We start from the raw sequence: 19238 nt of genomic DNA, 5'->3' as shown, positions 1-19238 counted from the left end.
CCCCGGTGCCGTGGCGGCCCGGGCGCGGGCGGGCGTCAGCGCGACGCGCCGGGCGCGCCGTCGCCCGCGAGCGCGTCCTTCCAGCCCTGCGCGTAGGCCTCGTCCGAGCCCTGGTGGAACATGTCGTCGGGCCCTGTCCGCACGAGGACGCGCGCCCCCGGCCCGTCGTCGTCGGTCACGAGGTGCCCGACCCCGCGCACGACCGCGACCGGTCGCCCGGACGCCTTGCCCTTGACGAGCTCGGCCGCGCTCGCGACCTCGTCGGCGACGGCCGCCACCGTCATGGTGAGCGCGCGCCCGAACGTGTCGACCTGCCCGCGCAGGTCGTCGAGCACCTGCACGCCGGCCGCGCCGATCGTGAGGTCGGTGACGCCCTGGCGCCACGGCCGGCCGGCGGTGTCGGTCACGAGCACGCCGACGCGCACGCCGAAGGCCGCCCGCAGCCCCGCGCGCAGCGCGCGGGCCGACGCGTCGGGGTCGACCGGCAGCAGCAGCACGGTGCCCTCGGGCGTGTTGGACGCGTCGACGCCCGCGGCCGCCATGACGAGGCCGAGCCGGTTCTCGACGATGCGCGTCACGCCGCCGGGGTGCTCGCGCGTCGCGACGACGCGCACGGTCTCGTCGGTGATGGCCTGCTCGCGGTCGTCGGCGGCGACCACGCGGCCCTCCGCCTTGGAGACGACCTTGCTGGTGACGACCACGACGTCGCCGTCCACGAGCGCGTGCGACGGCTCGGGGTCGGCGCGCAGGGCGGAGACGACGAGCGCGACGAGGTCGTCGCCCGGGACGACCTCGGGCAGGCCGTCGGGCGCCCAGGCGCGCAGCTCGTGCGCGGTCACCGGCTCAGCTTCGGCAGCACGTCGCGACCGAAGACCTCGATCCACTCGCGCTGGTTGCGGCCCACGTTGTGCAGGTAGATGCGGTCGAACCCGAGGTCGACGTACTTCTGGATCTCGGCGCGGTGCACGTCGGGGTCGGACGAGATGACCATGCGGCCCTCGAAGTCCTCGGGGCGCACGAGCTTGGCCATCTGCTCGAAGTCGAACGGCGAGCGGATGTCGGCCTTGGGGAACTTCATGCCGCCGTTGGGCCACTCGTGCATCGCGTTCGCGAGCGCCTCCTCGTCGGTCGGCGCCCACGACAGGTGCAGCTGCAGCACCTTGGGCATGGCGTCGGGGTCCTTGCCCGCCTCGCGCGCGCCCTCGGCGAACTTGCCGAACAGGCCGGTGATCTTCTCGAGCGGTGCGCCGACCGTGATGATGCCGTCGGCGTGGCGGCCCGTGCGCTTGGCGGTCACGGGCCCGGCGGTCGCGACGAGGATCTCGGGCGCGACCTCGGGCATGGTCCACAGGCGCGTCGACTCGAGCTTGTAGAACGTCCCGGCGTGCTTGACGTCCTTGCCCGCGAGCGACGCCGAGAACAGCTTCTTGATGATGTCGATGGCCTCGAACATGCGGTTGATGCGCTCGGGGGCCTCGGGCCAGTACCCGGCCACGACGTGCTCGTTGAGCGCCTCGCCCGAGCCAAGGCCCAGCCAGTGCCGCCCCGGGTACATCGCGGCGAGCGTCGCGGACGCCTGCGCGACCATAGCGGGGTGCCACCGGAACGTGGGCGCGGTGACACCGGGGCCCATGTCCCCGGTGGTGCGCTCCCCCACGGCCGTCAGCACGTTCCACACGAACGACGACTGACCCTGCGCGGGCACCCACGGCGCGAAGTGGTCCGCGGCCATGACGCCCGAGAACCCGTGCTGCTCGGCGTACGCCGAGAGCTCGACCGCCTCGCGGGGGTGGAACTGCTCGAGCATCGCCGCGTACCCGACCGTCAGACCTGCCACGTCGTGCGCCTCCATGCCGTTCGTCGCCGTGCTGACCGCGCGTGCGGGGTCGCCCGCGGTCGCCCCGTCGAGCCTAGTCCGGTGCGCGCGGACGGCAGGTCGGGCGGCCGATCGTCGGCGCGCGCGGTCCGGTCCTGCGCGAGCCGGTCCTGCGCGGTCCGGGCAGGCGCCGTCCACCCGGCCCGGACGGGCGCTCCGGCGGGCCGCGCCGTCACCGCTCGACGAGCGCGGGCCGCCGCGGGTCGTCGACGCGCACGACGACGTCGGCGACGTCCTGCGGCGTGGCCTCCTGCTCGTAGCGCGCGAACGCGGGCAGCTGCCACGCGTCGTCGCCGAGGCGGCGCGCGAGCGTCGCGGGCCGGGCCGTGAGGTGCACGGCGAGGTCGGCGTCGAGCCACCGGCCCAGCAGCAGCTCGCCGTCGACGAGCAGCACGGCGCCGGCGGGCGCGTGCTGCCGGTCGGCGCGCGTCGCGCGGTCCCGCGCGGCGTCCCACAGCGACGGCAGCCACGTGCCGTCGACGGCGAACGGGTCGAGCACCTCGCGCGCGAGCGCACCGGCGTCGAGCCGGTCCTCGAGGTACGCGTCGGGGTCGCGGCGGCCGTGCTCGTACCGCAGCGACGCGGGCCGCAGGAAGTCGTCGGCGTGCACGCGCACGACGGCACGCCCGGCCGCGCGCAGGGGGTCGACGAGCGCGTCGGCGAGGCCGGCGGGTCGCAGGGGCGCGGCGCCGTCGACGAGCACGCGCCGTCGCCCCGGCACCGCGACGACCGCGTCGAGGACGTGCCGGACCACCGCGTCGGGGCTGAGGGGTCGCACGCGCACGGCGCCCACCCCATCACGCCGCGGCCCGCCCCGCGTGGCGTCGGCGCCCGGCCGGGCGCGTGCGCGACGGCGGGTGACGATCTGGGAGGATGTGTGCCCATGAGCGACCTGACCTCCCGTCCCGACGTCCCGACGGCCGCACGCGACGCCCGCCAGGTACCGGACAAGGTCACGGTCGACGGTCTCGAGGACCGCTGGTCGGGCGCCTGGAGCGAGGCCGGCACGTACGCGTTCGACCGCACGGCGACGCGCGAGCAGGTGTACTCGATCGACACGCCGCCGCCCACGGTGTCCGGCTCGCTGCACGTCGGCCACGTGTTCTCCTACACGCACACCGACGTCGTGGCGCGGTTCTGGCGCATGCGCGGCCGCGAGGTGTTCTACCCGATGGGCTGGGACGACAACGGCCTGCCCACCGAGCGCCGCGTGCAGAACTACTACGGCGTGCGCTGCGACCCGTCGCTGCCGTACGTCGAGGGCTTCGAGCCGCCGCACGAGGGCACCGACGGCAAGGCCGTCAAGCCCGGCGACCAGGTCCCGGTGTCGCGACGCAACTTCATCGAGCTGTGCGAGCGGCTGTCGGCGCAGGACGAGCTGCAGTTCGAGGCGCTGTGGCGCCGGCTCGGCCTGTCGGTCGACTGGTCGATGACTTACCAGACCATCGGTGCGACGGCCCGCGCGGTCTCGCAGCGCGCGTTCCTGCGCAACCTCGAGCGCGGCGAGGCGTACCAGGCCGAGGCGCCGGGCCTGTGGGACGTGACGTTCCAGACGGCGGTCGCGCAGGCCGAGCTCGAGGCGCGCGACTACCCCGGCGCGTTCCACAAGGTCGCGTTCCACCGCCCCGACGGCGAGGCCGTCGTCATCGAGACGACGCGCCCCGAGCTGCTGCCCGCGTGCGTCGCGCTCATCGCGCACCCCGACGACGAGCGCTACCGGCACCTGTTCGGCACGACCGTGACGTCGCCGCTGTTCGGCGTCGAGGTGCCCGTGCTGGCGCACCCCGCGGCCGAGCCCGACAAGGGCGCGGGCATCGCGATGTGCTGCACGTTCGGCGACCTCACCGACGTGCAGTGGTGGCGCGAGCTGCGCCTGCCGACGCGCTCGGTGGTGGGCCGCGACGGTCGCGTGCTGCGCGAGACCCCGGACTGGATCACGTCGGAGGCCGGCCGCGCGACGTACGGCGAGCTCGCGGGCAAGACGACGTTCAGCGCGCGTGAGGCGGTCGTCGCCGGGCTGCGCGAGTCCGGCGACCTGCTGGGCGAGCCGGTCGCGACGCAGCGCAAGGCGAACTTCTACGAGAAGGGCGACAAGCCCCTCGAGATCGTCACGAGCCGGCAGTGGTACCTGCGCAACGGCGGCCGCGACGAGGAGCTGCGCGACGCGCTGCTCGCGCGCGGCGGCGAGCTCGCGTTCCACCCGGACTTCATGCGCGTGCGCTACGACAACTGGGTCGGCGGCCTCAACGGCGACTGGCTCGTGTCGCGGCAGCGGTTCTTCGGCGTGCCGTTCCCGGTCTGGTACCCGCTCGACGAGCAGGGCGAGCCGCGCTACGACGCCCCGATCGTGCCCGACGAGGCCGCGCTGCCGGTCGACCCGACGAGCGACGTGCCCCCGGGCTACACCGAGGCGCAGCGCGGGCAGGCCGGCGGGTTCGTCGCCGACCCCGACGTCATGGACACGTGGGCGACGTCGTCGCTGACGCCGCAGATCGTGTGCGGCTGGCTCGACGACCCCGACCTGTTCGCCCGCACGTTCCCGATGGACCTGCGCCCGCAGGGCCAGGACATCATCCGCACGTGGCTGTTCTCGACGGTCGTGCGCGCGCACCTCGAGAACGGGTCGCTGCCGTGGTCGCACGCCGCGATCAGCGGCTGGATCCTCGACCCGGACCGCAAGAAGATGAGCAAGTCCAAGGGCAACGTCGTGACGCCCATGGGTCTGCTCGAGGAGCACGGCTCGGACGCGGTGCGCTACTGGGCGGCGAGCGCGCGTCTCGGCACCGACGCGGCGTTCGAGGTCGGGCAGATGAAGATCGGCCGCCGCCTGGCCATCAAGATCCTCAACGCGAGCAAGTTCGTGCTGTCGTTCGGGCCGGCCGACGAGCCGGTGTCGCTCGACCCGTCGCTCGTGACGCAGCCGTTGGACCGCGCGATGCTCGCGGGCCTCGCGGACGTCGTGGACCAGGCGACCGCGGCGCTCGAGGCGTACGACCACACGCGTGCGCTCGAGCTGTCGGAGACGTTCTTCTGGACGTTCTGCGACGACTACCTCGAGCTCGTCAAGGACCGCGCGTACGGCGCGGGCGCCGCGGCGGCGGACGTGACGGAGGCCACGGCTTCGGCGCGGGCCGCGCTGGGCCTCGCGCTCGACACGCTGCTGCGGCTGTTCGCGCCGGTGCTGCCGTTCGCGACCGAGGAGGTCTGGTCGTGGTGGCGCGAGGGCACGGTGCACCGCGCGCCGTGGCCGACGAGCGACGCGCTGCGTGCCGCCGCGGGCGGCACGGACCCGGGTCTGGTGGCCGGCGCGGGTGCCGCGCTGGCGGCGCTGCGCAAGGTGAAGTCCGAGGCCAAGGTCTCGATGCGCACGCCCGTGGAGCACGCGGTGCTCGACGTGCCGGCCGCGCTGCGCGCGGGTGTCGAGGCCGCGATCGACGACGTCCGCAACGCGGGCCGCGCGACCGGGACGCTCGAGATCGTGACCGGCGAGGGCGAGACCGTCGTCGCACGGGACGCGCGCCTGGGCGAGGCCGTCGCGCGCTGACCGTCGCCGTCGGGTGCGCACCGAGGCGGTGCGCACCCGGCGGGACGGAGGTCCCTGGCAACCCCGGCGCGAATAGGGATGATGAGTGCCGTATAGTTATGCGCGCTCTGCCCCGCCAGGAAGGACCACCATGCGTCACACCCTCCCCGTCGGCGCGCTCGCCGCGGCCGCCCTGCTCGCCCTGTCCGCCTGCGCGTCCGACACCGGCTCGAACCCGTCGGGCGAGGCGTCCGGCGGCTCCGAGATCGCGCTCGTCAAGGACGGCGTGCTCACGGTCTGCTCGAACCCGCCGTTCGAGCCCTTCGAGTTCGAGGACGCCAGCGGCGAGATCGTCGGCCTCGACATCGACCTCAACCGCGAGGTCGCGAAGGACCTCGGCGTCGACGTGCAGGTCGTCGCGACGCCGTTCGACACGATCCAGTCCGGCGCCGCGCTCAACACCGGCGCGTGCGACGTCGTCGCCTCGGGCATCACCATCACCGACGACCGCAAGGAGAAGTTCGACTTCTCCGAGCCGTACTTCGACGCCGACCAGGGCCTGCTCGTGCCGGCCGGGTCGGACCTCCGGGACGTCGCGGACCTCGCCGGCAAGAAGGTCGCCGTGCAGATGGCCACGACCGGTGAGAAGTGGGCGCAGGAGAACGACCTGACCACCGTGCAGTTCGAGGACCTCGGCCTGCAGATCCAGGCGCTCGAGACCGGCCAGGTCGACGCGGTCGTCAACGACATCGCCGTGCTCGGTGCCTACACGTCCGAGGGCTACGAGGTCGCGAACACGTTCCCGACCGGCGAGCAGTACGGCCTGGGCGTCAAGAAGGGCAACACCGCGCTGCTCGACGCCGTGAACGCGACGCTCGACCGCATCCACGAGGACGGCACGTACGACGCGATCTACACCGAGCGCGTCGGCACGGCACCCGTCAGCAAGTGACGTCCGGTGCGGGGTCGGCCCCGGCCGACCCCGCACCCCCGTCCCGCCCCGCGCCCCCACCGGAGCCCGCATGACCACCGCACCGCAGACCCTGCAGATGCCGCCCGGCCGTCGCCGCACGAGCCCGCGCACGCGCGCGCGCCTCACGCGCGCCGTCCAGTACGTCGTGCTCGCCGCGGCGCTGCTCGCGGTCGCGTTCCTCACCGACTGGTCGAAGGTCGGCGAGCAGCTCTTCGACCCGACCGTGGCGGCCGACCTCGCGTCGCGCATGCCGCGCGGGCTGTGGAACACGGTGCGTTACACGCTCGGCGCGTTCGCGGTCGGCCTGCCGCTCGGCGCGGTGCTCGCGCTCATGAAGCTGTCGTCGGTCGCGCCCTACCGCTGGATCGCGACCGCGTACATCGAGTTCTTCCGCGGCATCCCCGCGCTGCTCGTCGTGCTGTCGGTCGGCTTCGCGGTGCCGATCGCGTTCGGCGTCAACATCCCCTCGATGCTCGCGAAGGCGTCCATCGCGCTGGGCGTCGTCTCGGCCGCGTACATCGCCGAGACGCTGCGCGCCGGCATCGAGGCCGTGCCGAAGGGCCAGGTCGAGGCGGCACGCTCGCTCGGCATGTCGCACGGCCGCACGCTCGCGCAGGTCGTGGTGCCGCAGGCGTTCCGCATCGTGCTGCCGCCGATGACCAACGAGATCATCCTGCTCACCAAGGACACGTCGCTCGTCTTCCTGCTCGGCATGCTCGTCACCGAGTACGACCTCACCAAGATCGGCCGCGACGCGCTGAACTCCGCGCAGGGCGGCCTCACCGCGCTGTTCGTCGCCGGCGCCTGCTACCTGCTCATCACCCTGCCGCTCGGCCAGCTCACGCGCTGGCTCGAGCGCCGGACCTCGACGAAGGGACGCGGCAAGTGAGCGCGACCTCCCCCGCCCCGACCGTCGTCTCCGTCACCGGGCTCCGCAAGTCCTTCGGCGAGCGCGAGGTGCTGCGCGGCATCGACCTCGACGTCGCCGCCGGCGAGGTCGTGTGCGTCATCGGCCCGTCCGGCTCGGGCAAGTCCACGCTGCTGCGGTGCGTCAACCTGCTGGAGCAGCCGACGTCGGGCCGCATCGACCTGCTCGGCGTCGAGGTCACCGACCCCGACGTCGACATCGACCGCGTGCGCACGCACGTCGGCATGGTGTTCCAGCAGTTCAACCTGTTCGCGCACCGCACGGTGCTCGACAACTGCACGATCGCGCAGCGCGGCGTGCTGCGCCGCTCGCGTGCCGAGGCCGAGCGCGTCGCGCTCGCGAACCTCGAGCGCGTCGGCCTCGCCGACCGGGCGCAGGCCATGCCCGCGCAGCTCTCAGGCGGCCAGCAGCAGCGCGTCGCGATCGCCCGCGCGCTGTCGATGGACCCGATGCTCATGCTGTTCGACGAGCCGACCTCGGCGCTCGACCCCGAGCTCGTCGGCGACGTGCTCGGCGTCATGCGCGACCTCGCGGACGCCGGCATGACGATGATCGTCGTGACGCACGAGATGGCCTTCGCGCGCGAGGTCGGCGACCGCGTCGTGTTCATGGACGACGGCGTCGTGGTCGAGTCCGGCCCGGCCGACCGGGTGATCGGTGCGCCGACCGAGGAGCGCACGCGCGCGTTCCTGCAGCGCGTGCTCGACCCCACGCACCAGCACCCGGGGGCGTGAGGTCCTCTCAGGGCCCGCGACGCGGGCACTAGGGTCGTCCCGTCCCCCGCCTCCAGGAGTTCCGCGCATGCCCGAGTCCACCTCGCCCACCCTCGCCACGCCGATGCCCGACGCGTCGATCTGCACGATGCTCGCGGACCGGCTCGCGCGCGACCCCGACGGCGTGTTCGTCGAGCGCCAGACCGCGCTCGGCGGCGCGTGGCAGCAGGTCACGGTCGCGTCGTTCGTCGCCGAGGTGCGTGCGGTCGCCAAGGGCCTGGTCGCCGCGGGCGTCGAGCCCGGCGACCGCGTCGGCATCATGTCGCGCACGCGGTACGAGTGGACGCTCGTCGACTTCGCGGTGTGGGCTGCGGGCGCCGTGGGCGTGCCGGTCTACGAGACGTCGTCGGCCGAGCAGGTGCGGTGGATCGCGTCCGACGCCGGCATCCGGCTCGCGGTCGTCGAGACCGCGGCGCACGCGGCCGTCGTCGCGCAGGTCCGCGACGACCTGCCCGGCCTGACCGAGGTGCTCGTCCTCGACGAGGACGCGATCGGCACGCTCGTGACGCGCGGCGCCGACGTCGCTGACGTCGAGATCGACCGCCGCAGCACGCACGCGCGCGGCGCCGACCTCGCGACGATCATCTACACCTCGGGCACCACGGGCCGCCCCAAGGGCGTCGAGCTCACGCACGGCAACTTCGTCGAGCTGACCCGCAACGGCGTCGAGGGCCTCGGGGAGATCTGCGCGCAGCCGCACTCGCGCACGCTGCTGTTCATGCCGCTCGCGCACGTGTTCGCGCGGTTCATCCAGGTGCTGTGCGTGCCGTCGGGCGCCGTGCTGGGCCACACGCCCGACACGCGCAACCTGCTGCCCGACCTCGCGTCGTTCCGGCCGACGTTCGTGCTGGCCGTGCCGCGCGTGTTCGAGAAGGTCTACAACTCGGCCGAGCAGAAGGCCGGGGCCGGCGCGAAGCTCAAGCTGTTCCGCTGGGCGGCCAAGGTCGCGATCCAGTACTCGCGCGCGCTCGACACGCCCGCGGGCCCCTCGGCGGGGCTCACCGCGCAGCACCGCGTCGCGGGCCGGCTCGTGCACGCCAAGCTGCGCGCGGCGCTGGGCGGCCGCGCCGAGTTCGCGATCTCGGGCGGTGCGCCGCTCGGCGAGCGGCTGGGGCACTTCTACCGCGGCATCGGCGTGCGCATCCTCGAGGGCTACGGCCTCACCGAGACCACCGCGCCGACGTCGGTCAACCGCCCCGGCCTGACGAAGGTCGGGACCGTCGGTCCGCCGTTCCCCGGCACGTCGCTGCGCGTCGACGACGAGGGCCAGATCTGGGTCAAGGGCCCGCACGTGTTCCGCGGCTACCGTCACATGCCGGAGGAGACGGCCGAGGTGCTGGTCGACGGCTGGTTCCGCACGGGCGACCTCGGCACGCTCGACGACGACGGCTACCTGCGCATCACGGGGCGCAGCAAGGAGATCATCGTCACCGCGGGCGGCAAGAACGTCGCCCCCGCGGTGCTCGAGGACCGGCTGCGCGGGCACCCCCTGGTCAGCCAGGTCGTCGCGGTCGGCGACCAGCGCCCGTTCATCGGCGCGCTCGTCACGCTCGACGCCGAGATGCTGCCCGGGTGGCTGTCGATGCACGGGCTGCCCGCGATGGACGTCACGACGGCGTCGACGCACCCGCAGGTGCTCGAAGCGCTCGACCGGGCCGTCGAGCGCGCCAACGAGGCAGTCTCGCGCGCCGAGTCGATCCGCAAGATCCGCGTGCTCACGACCGACTTCACCGAGGCCAACGGCTACCTCACGCCGTCGCTCAAGGTGAAGCGCGCCGCGGTGCTCAAGGACTTCGCACCCGTGATCGACGAGCTGTACGTCGACACGCGCCCCGGGCACGGCGACTGAGCGCGGTCGTGCCGGACACCGTCGTCCCCGACCCGACGCCCACGCACGAGTCGCTCACGCCGCCCACCGGCGTGCGCGACGCGCGCTTCCGCCCCGCCGACGGCGCGAGCGACGCGCCCGAGCAGCGCCTCGAGGGCACGTGGCGCTTCCGCCTGAGCCCCACCGCGGACACCGGGCTCGACCCCGCCGACGACGGCGCCGGACCCGGCTGGGCCGACCTCGAGGTGCCGGGTCACTGGCAGCTCGCCGAGGCCCCCGACGCGTGGCCGTACGGGCGGCCGGCGTACACCAACGTGCTGTACCCGATCCCCGTCGACCCGCCGCGCGTGCCGCACGAGAACCCCACGGGCGAGTACCGCCGCACGGTCGACGTCCCGGCGGCGTGGCTCGCGGGCGGGCGGGTCGTGCTGCGGTTCGAGGGCGTCGACTCGTGGTTCGAGGTCGCGGTCAACGGTCGCGTGCTCGCGCAGTCGCACGGCTCGCGCCTGCCCACCGAGGTCGACGTGACGGACGCCGTGCACGCCGGGGCCAACCTGCTCGCGGTGCGCGTCACGCAGTGGTCGGCGCACACGTACGTCGAGGACCAGGACCAGTGGTGGCTCTCGGGCATCTTCCGCGACGTCACGCTCGCGCACCGCCCCGCGGGCGGCGTCGAGCACGTGACGCTGCGCGCCGACTACGACCACATGACCGGCACGGGCACGCTGCGCGTCGACGTCGAGGGCGGCTCGGACGCGCGCGTCCGCGTCCCCGATCTGGGCCTCGAGGTCGCGGCGGGGGCGACGGTCGACGTGGGCGTGGTCGAGCCGTGGAGCGCCGAGCACCCGCGCCTGTACGACGTCGTCGTGTCCACCGGCGGCGAGACGGTCACGCTGCGCGCGGGCTTCCGCACGGTCGCGGTCGCGGACGGCGTGCTCACCGTCAACGGCGCGCCCGTGAAGCTCTACGGCGTCAACCGGCACGAGTTCGAGCCGACGCGCGGGCGCGCGGTCACGCGCGCGACCATGCTCGAGGACGTGCTGCTCATGAAGCGGCACCACGTCAACGCGGTCCGCACGAGCCACGCACCCCCGCACCCGCACTTCCTCGACCTGTGCGACGAGCACGGGCTGTACGTGGTCGACGAGAATGACCTCGAGACCCACGGCTTCGAGGTGCTCGGCTGGCGCGGCAACCCCACCGACGACCCCGCGTGGGAGCCGCTGCTGGTCGACCGCGTGCAGCGCATGGTGCGGCGCGACGCCCACCACGCGAGCGTGGTGATGTGGTCGCTCGGCAACGAGGCCGGCGCGGGCGTCAACGTCGGCGCCATGGCCGCCGCCGTCCGCGCGCTCGACCCCACCCGACCGGTGCACTACGAGGGCGACTGGTCCAGCGCGCACGTCGACGTGTACTCGCGCATGTACGCGGCGACCGAGGAGGTCGCGCTCATCGGGCGCGGCGACGAGCCCGCCTGGCCCGACGCGGCGGCCGACGCCCGGCGGCGCACGCTGCCGTTCGTGCTGTGCGAGTACGCGCACGCGATGGGCAACGGCCCCGGCGGGCTCACGGAGTACGTCGACCTGGTCGATGCGCACCCCCGGGTCCTGGGTGCGTTCGTGTGGGAGTGGATCGACCACGGGATCGCGACCCGCACGGCCGACGGCACGCCGTTCCACGGCTACGGCGGGGACTTCGGCGAGGAGCTGCACGACGGCACGTTCATCGCCGACGGGCTCCTGCTGCCCGACCGCACGCCCTCGCCCGGTCTCCTGGAGCTCGCGGCGGTCTACGCGCCCGTCGGCGTCCGACCGGTGCCGGGCCGGCCGGGAGTGCTGCTCGTCCGCAACCGGTACGCGTTCACCAGCACGGCGCACGCGCGACTGGTGTGGGAGGTGGTCGCGGACGGCGACGTCGCCGCGACCGGTGAGGTCGAGACGGTCCTCGCCCCCGGCGGCTCGACCGCGGTGCACGTCGACGACGTCGCGCCCGACGTCCTGACGGACCTGTCTCCCGCCGCGACCGCGTGGCTCGTGGTGCGCGCGGTGCCGCGCGACGGCCGCGACGTGGCCGCGGGGCACCTCGGTGCCGGCCACGTGCTGCTGCGCCGCGGTGCCGCTCCCGCAGCGACCGGTACCGAGCCGACCAGCAGGGCGACCCCCGCCGCGACCGCCGCGGGCGGCCACCGCGTCGGGTCCGTCGAGCTCGACGCCACCGGGCGCGTCGTGCGGCTCGGCGGCACGCGGGTGCGGCTGGCGCGCGTCGACGCGTGGCGCGCCCCGACCGACAACGACCGGGCACGCGCGTGGGCCGCCGACGTGGGCGACGGCGACGCCTGGGAGCGCGCCGGGCTGACGCGCCTGCACGAACGCCTCGACACGATCGAGCGCGACGGCGACGCGCTCGTGGTCACCGGTCGCACCGCGGGCGCGGCGACGGACTGCGCGCTGCGCGTCCGCTACGAGTGGCGCGCGGTCGACGACCGCACGGTCGACCTCACGCTGCGCATCGCACCCGAGGGACGTTGGCCCGGGTCGGTCGCGCGGCTCGGGTGGCTGCTGGCGCTCGAGCAGCCCGGCGCGGGCGACGTCGTCGTCGACTGGACGGGCCTCGGCCCGCACGAGTCGTACGCCGACTCGGCGCGCGCGGCACTTCCCGGCCGGTGGCGGCACACCGTGGACGCGCTCGGCACGCGGTACACGCACCCGCAGGAGAACGGCGCGCGCCGCGGCGTCACGCACGCCCGGCTCGACCTGGCGGCGGGCCCCCTGACCGTCACCGCGCTCGACGTCCGGCACGGCACGCACGCCGCGCCCGGCGTCGAGCTCACGGCCCGCCCGTGGTCCGACACGGCGCTCGCCGCGGCGGCGCACCCGCACGAGCTCGCGCCCGACGGCCTGCTGTGGCTGCACCTCGACGCCGCGCAGCACGGCCTCGGGTCCGCCGCGTGCGGACCGGGCGTGCTGCCCGACGCGGTCCTGCACCCGGCCACGGCGACGCTGCACCTGCGCCTGCACGCCTGACGGTCACGGCCGCACCCCCGGGTGCGGCCGTGACCGTCCGCGTCAGGACCGGCGCCGTGTCACGGCACGTTGTGCACGCGCGCCGCGTCGCCCGACTGCGACGGCACCGACTCGCGCGGCGTCGACCCGTCGCTCCATCGCAGCACCGCCCCGACCCCGTCGGCCAGCTCGACGCCGCCCTCGGGCGCGAACGTGAGCCCCGCGTCCTGGCCCACCGCGGCCCGCACGAGCGCCACCGCGGCGGGCATGCGCCGCGGCTCGCCCGTCGCACCGATCGTGTCGAGGTCGTCGCGCGACGTCGCGAGCTCGAGCGGACCGTCGCCGACCCACACCTCGTGCTCGTCGAGCGCCCACGACGCCCCCGGTGCGGGCTCCCCCAGCACCAGCTCGGCGACCTGGCCGCGCTGCAGCACCGCGACGACGTCGGCGAGCGACGTCACCGCCTCCTCGCCGCGCCCCAGCTCCTCCCGGAACCGGGCGAGCACCTGCTCCCGCCGGCGCGCGCAGTGCTCGGCGAGCGCCTGCTGGACGCGCTCGTCGAACGCCGCCCGGTTGACGCCCTCGGCCCGGGACCCGCCGGGCACCTCGACCAGCAGGTCGCGGACCGCCTGGCCCACGGCGTCCTTGACGAGCGCGACCGCGCGCACGTCCCCCGTCAGCAGCACCAGCTCGGGACGCCGCTCGGCCACCTGCCGGTCGAGGTCGGCCGCGACGGTCTCGGCGTTGCGCTCCCAGGAGTCCTCGACGCGCGCCTGCATGCGCCGGTGCGACAACCCGCCCTCGCGGACCTTGTGCAGCACGTCGTGGTCGCCCTCGACGCCCTCCTCGTCGACCGCGCGCCGGCCCGTGCCGTGCGACCACGTGAGGTCGGCGCCCTGCCGGTCCACCTCGACCAGCAGGTACGACGTCGCCTCGTCGGCCGCGCGCGCCGCGGGCAGCAGCACCGGCACGGGGCCGCAGGTCGCGCTGGACTGCGCGGGCGGCTCGGTCAGCACACGGTCGAGCACGACGCCCTCGGCGTCGGCGACCACGACCCGCCCGTGCGGCCCCGGCACGCCCGTCGGGCGGCGCAGCAGGTCGTCGAGCTCGTCCAGCACGGCCGCGGGCGCGCCGTCGCGCTCGAGCTGGCGGCGCAGCGCCTTCCAGCGTGCCTGCACGTCAGCCGCGCCGGTCGCGTCGTCACGGGTGGCGTCCAGGTAGACGGTGGTGAAGGGCGCCGGACGGCCGAGCAGCGGCTTGATCCAGTGCAGGTGCATGAGCAGGTCTCCTCGCGCGTCGTGGGTCCCACGGTCGCGCACGGCACGACCCGGGCTGACCGTCCCACCATCGGACATCGCGCGCCCGGGCGCCACCCCGGTCCCTGCCGCGTCCGGACGAGCGTCCGTCAGGAGCGCTGCGCGTGGTCCTGCGCGATGGCCTCGTGGTGCCGGATCACCTCGGCGACGACGAAGGCGAGGAACTTCTCGGCGAACACCGGGTCGAGGTCGGCCTCCCGCGCGAGCTGCCGCAGCCGCTCGACCTGCACGGCCTCCCGGCCGGGGTCGGACGGCGGCAGGCCCAGCTCGGCCTTGAGCACGCCGACGCGCTGCGTCGCCTTGAACCGCTCGGCGAGGATGTGCACGAGCGCCGCGTCGATGTTGTCGATGCTCCCCCGCAGGCGCGCCAGCTCGGCCGGCACCGCGGGACGGTCTGCGGTCACGCGCTCTTCTCGCGCGGCGTGCGCTTGTCCTGCGCGTCGCGCGGCACGAGCGTCGGGTTGACGTTGTCGAGCACGACCTCGCGCGTGATGACGACCCGGGCGACGTCGTCGCGCGACGGCACCTCGAACATCACCTGCTGCAGGACCTCCTCGAGGATGGCGCGCAGACCGCGCGCGCCGGTGCCGCGCAGCAGGGCCTGCTCGGCGACCGCAGCGACCGCGTCGTCCTCGAACTCCAGCTCGACGCCGTCGATCTGGAACATCCGCTGGTACTGCTTGACCAGCGCGTTGCGCGGCTCGGTGAGGATCCGCACGAGCGCGGCGCGGTCGAGCGGCGACACGGTCGTGATGATCGGCACGCGGCCGATGAACTCGGGGATCAGACCGAACTTCAGCAGGTCCTCGGGCATGACCTCGCCGTACACGTCGACGTCGTCGGCCGAGTGGATCGGCGAGCCGAAGCCGATGCCGCGGCGCCCGGCGCGGGACGTGATGATCTCGTCCAGGCCCGCGAACGCGCCCGCGACGATGAACAGCACGTTCGTCGTGTCGATCTGGATGAACTCCTGGTGCGGGTGCTTGCGCCCGCCCTGCGGCGGCACCGCCGCCGTCGTGCCCTCGAGGATCTTCAGCAGCGCCTGCTGCACGCCCTCGCCGGACACGTCGCGCGTGATCGACGGGTTCTCGCTCTTGCGGGCGATCTTGTCGATCTCGTCGATGTAGATGATGCCCGTCTCGGCCTTCTTGACGTCGTAGTCGGCGGCCTGGATGAGCTTGAGCAGGATGTTCTCGACGTCCTCGCCGACGTAGCCCGCCTCGGTGAGGGCCGTGGCGTCGGCGATCGCGAACGGCACGTTGAGCATCTTCGCGAGGGTCTGGGCGAGGTACGTCTTGCCGCACCCCGTGGGGCCGATCAGCAGGATGTTGGACTTCGCGATCTCCACGGGCTCCTCGCCCGCCGTGGTCCGCGCGCCCTCACCGGCCTGGATCCGCTTGTAGTGGTTGTACACCGCGACCGCGAGCGACCGCTTGGCGCCCTCCTGGCCCACGATGTACTGCTCGAGGAAGTCGAAGATCTCGCGCGGCTTGGGCAGCTCGACCATGCCGACCTCGGTCGCCTCGGCGAGCTCCTCCTCGATGATCTCGTTGCACAGGTCGATGCACTCGTCGCAGATGTACACGCCCGGCCCGGCGATGAGCTTCTTGACCTGCTTCTGGGACTTCCCGCAGAAGGAGCACTTGAGAAGGTCGGCACCGTCCCCGATCCGCGCCATGTGCGTCCCCTTCCCTCGTGTCGCCCTCCGCCGTTCCGGCGGTGCGCCGTCGTCGTGACCTCGCGATCCGCGAGTCACGTCCCCCCATTGCACACCACCGGGGGCCGGGTGTCAGCCGAACTCCGCTGGCGGGTCGCGGCGTGTCGCCCCGAACACGCCGCGAGGCACGTCCGGTTCGCACGGATGGCGCAGTCGCGCCGGGTTGCGTCGGCCCCGGTGCCGTCCCGAGCGGACGGGACCGGGGCCGACGCGGTCGGACGTCAGGACGACGGCTGGACGACCGTCGGGTGCACGCCCTTGCGGCTCTCGAGCACCTGGTCGACGATCCCGTACTCCTTGGCCTGCGCCGCGGTGAGGATCTTGTCGCGCTCGATGTCCTGCGCGACCTGCTCGACCGAGCGGCCCGTGTGCTGGGCCAGCGCCTGCTCGAGCCACTCGCGGATGCGGATGAGCTCGTTGGCGTGGATCTCGATGTCGGAGGCCTGCGCGTAGCCGCCGCCCTCCATCGCAGGCTGGTGGATCAGCACGCGCGCGTTCGGCAGCGCCAGGCGCTTGCCGGGCGAGCCGGCCGCGAGCAGCACGGCCGCGGCCGAGGCCGCCTGCCCGAGGCAGACGGTCGCGATGTGCGGCTTGATGTACTGCATCGTGTCGTAGATCGCCGTGAGGGCCGTGAACGAGCCGCCGGGCGAGTTGATGTACAGCGTGATGTCGCGGTCCGGGTCCGTGGACTCGAGCACGAGCAGCTGCGCCATGACGTCGTCCGCGGACGCGTCGTCGACCTGCACGCCGAGGAAGATGATGCGGTCCTCGAACAGCTTGGTGTACGGGTCCTGGCGCTTGAAGCCGTAGGCGGTCCGCTCCTCGAACTGCGGCAGCACGTAGCGGCCGGACGGCGAGGCGGGCGCCGTGCCGCCGGCCAACCGGCCGGCGCGGGCGATGAACTGGGACTCCATGCTCACGAAGGTTCTCCTCGCTGGTTCTGTGCGCGTCGCCGCGGCCGTCAGGCCGCGGTCCCGCCGCCGCCGGCGACCGAGTGGCTGCTGGTGACCACGTGGTCGATGAAGCCGTACTCGAGCGCCTCGGGCGCCGTGAACCAGCGGTCGCGGTCCGAGTCGGCGTTGATCTGCTCGACGGACTTGCCGGTCTGCTCGGCGATCAGCTCGGCCAGCACCTTCTTCATGTGCAGGATCAGCTGGGCGTTGATGCGCACGTCGGTGGCCGTGCCGCCGATGCCGCCCGAGGGCTGGTGCATCATCACGCGGGCGTGGGGCGTCGCGTAGCGCTTGCCCTTGGCGCCCGACGAGAGCAGGAACTGCCCCATCGAGGCGGCCATGCCCATCGCGATGGTCGCGACGTCCGGCTTGATGTACTGCATCGTGTCGTAGATCGCCATGCCGGCCGTGATCGACCCGCCCGGCGAGTTGATGTACAGCCAGATGTCCTTGTCGGGGTCCTCGGCCGCCAGCAGCATCATCTGGGCGCAGATGGCGTTGGCGTTCTCGTCGCGGACCTCCGAGCCGAGCCAGATGATCCGCTCGCGCAGCAGTCGGTTGTAGATGGAATCGTTGAGCCCGAGGCCCGGAGAATCTGCCCGGGCCAGGGCCGGCACCTGCTCGTTCACGAAGGCTCCCTCGTCTGGCTACGTCTGACGCGGCGGCGGGACCCGTCGGGTGCTCCACCGGCCGCGCGTTGCTGTGACCCTAACGCCCGTGCGCACCCGCCCATGTCCTGGCGACGCGCCGTTTCGCTGTCGGCGCAGCGCCGCCGTCCGCGGGTGCGCGCAGGCTGCGCGCCGGTCGCGCCCCGACCCCGCGGCGGGCCGTCGCCGCGGGCGGGGACGGCGACGGCCCCGCGCCACCCGGGGGTGTCGCGGGGCCGTCGGCCGTGCGTGCGCGGAGCGTCAGGCCTGCTCGTCCGCGGAGTCGTCCTGCGCGGCCTCGGCCTGCTCGGCCTGCTCGACGGCGGCGTCCTCCTCGTCGGAGCCGATGAACTCCGAGAGGTCCACCGCGGCACCCGAGCCGTCGACGACCGCGACCTGGCGCAGCGAGAGCGCGAGCGCCTTGGAGCGCGCGACCTCGGCCACCATCGCCGGGATCTGGCCCTGCTGGTCGACGGTCTGGATGAACGTGTTCGGGTCCATGCCGTACTGGCGCGACGCGCTCACGAGGTAGTCGAGCAGCTCGCTCTGGCTGACCTTGACGTCGAGCTGCTCGGCGAGCGTGTCGAGCAGGATCTGGTTGCGCAGCGCGGTCTGCGCCTGCTCGGTGACCTCGGCGCGGTGCTCGTCGTCCTCGAGGCGCCCCTCGGACTCGAGGTGGCGGTGCACCTCGGCCTCGACGACGCCCGCGGGGACCGGGATCTCGACCTCGGACGTGAGCTTCTCGACCAGCAGGTCGCGGGCCTGCACGGCCTGGTTCGAGGCCTTGATGCGCGCGGCCTGCTCGCGCAGGTCCGCCTTGAGCTCGTCGATCGTGTCGAACTCGCTCGCGAGCTGCGCGAACTCGTCGTCGACCTCGGGGAGCTGACGCTCCTTGACGCCGGTGGCCGTGACGGTCACGGTCGCCTTCTCGCCCTGGCGCTCGCCGCCGACCAGCTCGGTCTCGAACGACGTCGTCTCGCCGGCCGACAGGCCCGTGAGCGCCTCGTCGAGGCCCTCGAGCATGTTGCCCGAGCCGATCTGGTAGCTCGTGCCGGAGACCTGGTCGACCTGCTCGTCGCCGATCGTCGCGGCGAGGTCGATGACGACGAAGTCACCCTCCTGCGCCGGGCGGTCGACACCCACGAGCGAGCCGAAGCGCTCGCGCAGCGCGTCGAGGCGCGCGTCGACGTCCTCGTCGCTGACCTCGACGTCGTCGACCGTGAGGGTCAGGCCGTCGAGCGCGGGCAGCGTGATCTCGGGGCGGACCTCGACCTCGGCCGTGAAGTGCAGCTCGCCCTCGTCGCCCGCGACGAGGCCGGGGACCTTGGTGACCTCGACCTCGGGCTGGCCCATGGGGCGCAGCTCGTTCTCGCGCACCGCGTCGGCGTAGAAGCCCGACAGGCCCTCGTTGACGGCGTGCTCGATGACGGCCGGGCGACCGACCCGCTGGTCGATGATGCGCGGCGGCACCTTGCCCTTGCGGAAGCCCGGCACCGTCACCTGCTCGGCGATGTGCTGGTACGCGTGCTCGATGCTCGGCTTGAGCTCGTCGTACGACACCTCGACGGACAGCTTGACCTTGGTGGGCTCCAGGGTCTCGACGGCGCTCTTCACTTCGATGGTCTCCAACTGGTCATGGCCGGGCGCCGGCTGGTCCGACGGAGTGGCACGATCTGGTCCGCGACGGGTCACGGGGTCCGCG

The 19238-nt window shown here is 73.7% G+C and carries 15 protein-coding genes; 6 read left to right on the top strand and 9 right to left on the bottom strand.

Annotated elements, in window-relative coordinates; all coding sequences use genetic code 11:
* Positions 1-35 precede the first annotated feature (35 nt).
* The 3 genes from CS2_RS09865 to CS2_RS09855 all read right to left on the bottom strand — a co-directional run bounded on the left by CS2_RS09865 (position 36) and on the right by CS2_RS09855 (position 2660).
* Positions 36-839: a coenzyme F420-0:L-glutamate ligase gene (locus CS2_RS09865; RefSeq protein ID WP_070319842.1), complete on the bottom strand. Its 804-nt coding sequence runs from the start codon at positions 837-839 to the stop codon at positions 36-38.
* Positions 836-1852, bottom strand: coding sequence for a TIGR03557 family F420-dependent LLM class oxidoreductase (locus tag CS2_RS09860; protein WP_070319841.1), 1017 nt, complete (start codon positions 1850-1852; stop codon positions 836-838). The genes CS2_RS09865 and CS2_RS09860 overlap by 4 nt, the downstream gene beginning before the upstream one ends.
* A 196-nt stretch (positions 1853-2048) precedes the next feature.
* A complete protein-coding gene (locus CS2_RS09855) occupies positions 2049-2660 on the bottom strand; it encodes a nucleoside/nucleotide kinase family protein (RefSeq protein ID WP_070319845.1) in 612 nt (203 codons plus the stop codon).
* 99 nt (positions 2661-2759) lie between these two features.
* Between CS2_RS09855 and valS the strand changes: the two genes are divergently transcribed.
* From valS to CS2_RS09825, 6 genes are all read left to right on the top strand, one after another.
* Positions 2760-5420: a valine--tRNA ligase gene (gene valS, locus CS2_RS09850; RefSeq protein ID WP_070319840.1), complete on the top strand. Its 2661-nt coding sequence runs from the start codon at positions 2760-2762 to the stop codon at positions 5418-5420.
* 130 nt (positions 5421-5550) lie between these two features.
* The gene (locus CS2_RS09845) at positions 5551-6351 is read left to right on the top strand and encodes a basic amino acid ABC transporter substrate-binding protein (RefSeq protein ID WP_070319839.1); all 801 of its coding nucleotides are present in this window, start codon (positions 5551-5553) and stop codon (positions 6349-6351) included.
* Between the two features lie 70 nt (positions 6352-6421).
* Entirely contained in the window at positions 6422-7261 is an 840-nt protein-coding gene (locus CS2_RS09840) for an amino acid ABC transporter permease (RefSeq protein ID WP_082131323.1), read from the top strand.
* Entirely contained in the window at positions 7258-8034 is a 777-nt protein-coding gene (locus CS2_RS09835) for an amino acid ABC transporter ATP-binding protein (protein ID WP_046528053.1), read from the top strand. Before CS2_RS09840 ends, CS2_RS09835 begins: the two co-directional genes overlap by 4 nt.
* 67 nt (positions 8035-8101) lie before the next feature.
* Positions 8102-9922 carry an AMP-dependent synthetase/ligase gene (locus CS2_RS09830; protein WP_046528052.1) on the top strand — a complete coding sequence of 607 codons (1821 nt, stop codon included), beginning with the start codon at positions 8102-8104 and terminating at the stop codon, positions 9920-9922.
* An 8-nt stretch (positions 9923-9930) separates the two neighbouring features.
* Positions 9931-12924 (top strand): glycoside hydrolase family 2 TIM barrel-domain containing protein, encoded by a 2994-nt coding sequence (locus CS2_RS09825; protein WP_070319838.1) that lies wholly within the window; start codon positions 9931-9933, stop codon positions 12922-12924.
* Between the two features lie 59 nt (positions 12925-12983).
* Here CS2_RS09825 and CS2_RS09820 read toward each other — a convergent pair whose 3' ends face one another.
* From CS2_RS09820 to tig, 6 genes are all read right to left on the bottom strand, one after another.
* A complete protein-coding gene (locus CS2_RS09820) occupies positions 12984-14180 on the bottom strand; it encodes a baeRF2 domain-containing protein (protein WP_070319837.1) in 1197 nt (398 codons plus the stop codon).
* Positions 14181-14308: 128 nt separating this feature from the next.
* On the bottom strand, positions 14309-14623 hold the full coding sequence (locus CS2_RS09815) for a chorismate mutase (RefSeq protein WP_070319836.1): 315 nt from the start codon (positions 14621-14623) through the stop codon (positions 14309-14311).
* Positions 14620-15897 (bottom strand): ATP-dependent Clp protease ATP-binding subunit ClpX, encoded by a 1278-nt coding sequence (gene clpX / locus CS2_RS09810; protein WP_046528049.1) that lies wholly within the window; start codon positions 15895-15897, stop codon positions 14620-14622. The genes CS2_RS09815 and clpX overlap by 4 nt, the downstream gene beginning before the upstream one ends.
* A gap of 260 nt (positions 15898-16157) precedes the next feature.
* Complete coding sequence (locus CS2_RS09805) at positions 16158-16856, bottom strand: ATP-dependent Clp protease proteolytic subunit (protein WP_046528048.1); 699 nt, start codon at positions 16854-16856, stop codon at positions 16158-16160.
* 41 nt (positions 16857-16897) lie between these two features.
* Complete coding sequence (locus tag CS2_RS09800) at positions 16898-17518, bottom strand: ATP-dependent Clp protease proteolytic subunit (RefSeq protein ID WP_046528047.1); 621 nt, start codon at positions 17516-17518, stop codon at positions 16898-16900.
* A 279-nt stretch (positions 17519-17797) separates the two neighbouring features.
* Complete coding sequence (gene tig / locus CS2_RS09795; RefSeq protein WP_070319835.1) at positions 17798-19150, bottom strand: trigger factor; 1353 nt, start codon at positions 19148-19150, stop codon at positions 17798-17800.
* Positions 19151-19238 lie beyond the last annotated feature (88 nt).

This window comes from Cellulomonas iranensis NBRC 101100 = JCM 18110 (genome assembly GCF_001552375.1).
In the GTDB taxonomy this organism is placed as follows: domain Bacteria; phylum Actinomycetota; class Actinomycetes; order Actinomycetales; family Cellulomonadaceae; genus Cellulomonas; species Cellulomonas iranensis.
The sequence above is the reverse complement of the archived record's forward strand: the minus strand, read 5'-3'. Positions and strand labels throughout refer to the sequence as shown.

Coding starts and splice junctions, on each gene's coding strand:
- CS2_RS09860 (WP_070319841.1), bottom strand. CDS start 1,852: ATGGAGGCGCACGACGTGGCAGGTCTGACGGTCGGGTACGCGGCGATG.
- valS (WP_070319840.1), top strand. CDS start 2,760: ATGAGCGACCTGACCTCCCGTCCCGACGTCCCGACGGCCGCACGCGAC.
- CS2_RS09845 (WP_070319839.1), top strand. CDS start 5,551: ATGCGTCACACCCTCCCCGTCGGCGCGCTCGCCGCGGCCGCCCTGCTC.
- CS2_RS09840 (WP_082131323.1), top strand. CDS start 6,422: ATGACCACCGCACCGCAGACCCTGCAGATGCCGCCCGGCCGTCGCCGC.
- CS2_RS09830 (WP_046528052.1), top strand. CDS start 8,102: ATGCCCGAGTCCACCTCGCCCACCCTCGCCACGCCGATGCCCGACGCG.
- CS2_RS09820 (WP_070319837.1), bottom strand. CDS start 14,180: ATGCACCTGCACTGGATCAAGCCGCTGCTCGGCCGTCCGGCGCCCTTC.
- clpX (WP_046528049.1), bottom strand. CDS start 15,897: ATGGCGCGGATCGGGGACGGTGCCGACCTTCTCAAGTGCTCCTTCTGC.